The sequence below is a fragment of the Moorena sp. SIO3I6 genome, from assembly GCF_010672095.1.
The window spans coordinates 1-1,771 of the sequence record NZ_JAAHHU010001033.1 but is presented as its reverse complement, the minus strand read 5'-3'; the positions used below and the strand labels follow the sequence as shown (position 1 = coordinate 1,771).

1 protein-coding gene is annotated in these 1,771 nt (G+C 44.0%); it reads left to right on the top strand.

Annotation, left to right across the window (positions count from 1 at the left end; all coding sequences use genetic code 11):
• The coding region (locus tag F6K49_RS45775) for a thioester reductase domain-containing protein (RefSeq protein ID WP_293108922.1) at positions 1-1,537 on the top strand (1,537 nt) is incomplete at its 5' end.
• Positions 1,538-1,771 lie beyond the last annotated feature (234 nt).

The window sequence follows — 1,771 nt, the reverse complement described above, 5'->3', positions numbered from 1 at the left end:
TCATAATGGTAAGTTAGACAGGCGATCGCTCCCAGCGCCCAATCCCGAACGACCTATTTTAGAGCAAGAATTTGTCCCACCCCGTACCTCACTAGAAACAAAATTAGCCCAACTCTGGAGTCAGGTTTTACACATCCATCCAATTGGCCTGAGGGACAACTTCTTTGAATTAGGAGGAAATTCTCTCCTAGCAATTCGGCTCCTTTTCCAAGTAAGACACACTTTTGGAGTTGATTTCCCCCTACGCACCTTGTTAGAAGCACCCACAGTAGCTCACATGGCTGAAGCAATCGAGACATTCAGCAACTCAGAAGAAGCTGCAGGGATTGAAAGCATGACTGTGGAAGAGTTGCTTTCAGAGGCAGTTTTAGATCCCATCATCAAACCGAACTTTACTTCCGTTGGGTCTTATGCCGAACCCAATGCTATTTTCTTGACTGGAGCAACAGGATTTCTCGGTGCTTTTTTACTCGATGAACTCCTCAGACAAACCCAAGCCAGAATTTATTGCCTGGTTCGTGCCTGTAAGACTACTGCTGAAGGCAAGCATAAAATTACCAACAACCTCGATCGCTATTTACTGGAATATGAAAATTTCAACTCCCGGATTATTCCAGTCATAGGGGATTTGTCCCAGTCACTTTTGGGACTGCACGAGCAACAGTTCGAGCAGCTAGCACGGGAAATCGATATTATCTATCACGCTGCTACCTTCTTAAATTTAGCGTATCCCTACAGGGCTATGCGAGCAGCCAACGTGGGAGGAACTCAGGAAATCTTGAGATTAGCCAGTCAAATCAAACTCAAGTCCGTCCATTTTATCTCTTCACCCGCTATTTTTAAGTCAACAGGGTATTTCAACAAGCCATCCATTCGAGAAGAAGACCCTTTGGAGGATTGTGAAGTAGTCTATGGAGGTTATGCTCAAAGTAAATGGGTAGCAGAAAAATTGTTTAAAACCGCACATTCCCTCGGCATTCCGGTTAGTATCTACCGACCGGGGACGATTAGCGGGCACAGTAAAACTGGCGCATCTAATGCCGAGCAAACCTTAGGTAGGCTGCTAAAGAGCTTTGTCGAGCAAGGCATTGCTCCCGATCTCAATATTGAATTCGATTTGACACCAGTAGACTATGTCAGTCAAGCCATTGTTTATCTATCTAGGCAGAAAGAATCCCTAGGAAAAAGCTTCCACTTAGTCAATCCTCAGTGTTTGCAGATAGGGGAGCTAGTCGATCTCATCCGTTCTCTCGGCTACCCTATCGAGCAAATAGACTATCCCCAGTGGGAATCAAAAATGCGGGATGTGATCTTGAGTTCCCCAGAAAATGTTTTAAGTCCCATCTTGCCGTTTTTAACCAAAAAAATTCCCGGAACCCAGCTAACCTATTTAGAGGCATCCTCCTTCACGTCAAAGTTGGATTGCGAGAATACTGTTAAGGGACTTGCTAATTCTGGTATTACTTGCGCGCCCCCAGACAGCCAGTTGCTTCAGGTTTACCTTCGGCAAATCGAAGAGTTTCCATTTAGCATGTAGGAGGGATAGAATCGATTGACCTGAGTTCGATATATACTCCGACTACTAGATATCTCCGAAAAATAATTAAATTGTGGTCAACTAATAGAAAAGAGTGTTTATACCAACAGACTTCAATTCAGCAACGCCTCAATTCGATTTCTTCCAATCCTCTATATCTGGTGCTTTCACGAACTCAGGAAACATGACCTCAAAACCCTTCTCACGCTTAGTTTAGTTCTAATCTTTTGTATT